Source organism: Citrobacter sp. VF227 (assembly GCF_052950715.1).
In genome coordinates, this window is sequence record NZ_JBRFVF010000694.1 from 1 (window position 1) to 351 (window position 351).

Here is a 351-nt window from a genome sequence, read left to right on the forward strand (position 1 = left end):
GCAAAACCACGTTTGCCTATACGGCCAGCCCGGCCATCACGTTCCTGAAGGGGTACCTGAAGGATAAGGCCCCGAACGGCGGTCAGGCCCTGCAGCCGGTCGTGGAGCTCGGTCTGGCAGACCAGGAGCTGAAGCTGGTGACAGGCGCCCTGAATGCGGTCAACCCGACCCTGAGCGTGAAGGCAACCGGCACCATGCCGGACAAGGCCACCACGGTGGAAGGTCTGGTGACCTTTACCCTGGCGCAGGCGGGGGTGATTGCCGGGAAGGAGGGGGGCGTGGCGAAAATCCAGCCGGCGGCGTTCCTGACCGGTATCCTCGGCGGGGCGGCTCCGTCTAACGGCCCGGCCG

Annotated in this window: 1 protein-coding gene; it reads left to right on the plus strand. The window is 67.0% G+C overall.

The annotated features are described in order from the left end of the window. Positions 1-137: 137 nt before the first annotated feature. A partial coding sequence (locus ACU8YC_RS28610; protein ID WP_446896467.1) for a hypothetical protein occupies positions 138-351 on the plus strand: 214 nt, incomplete at its 3' end.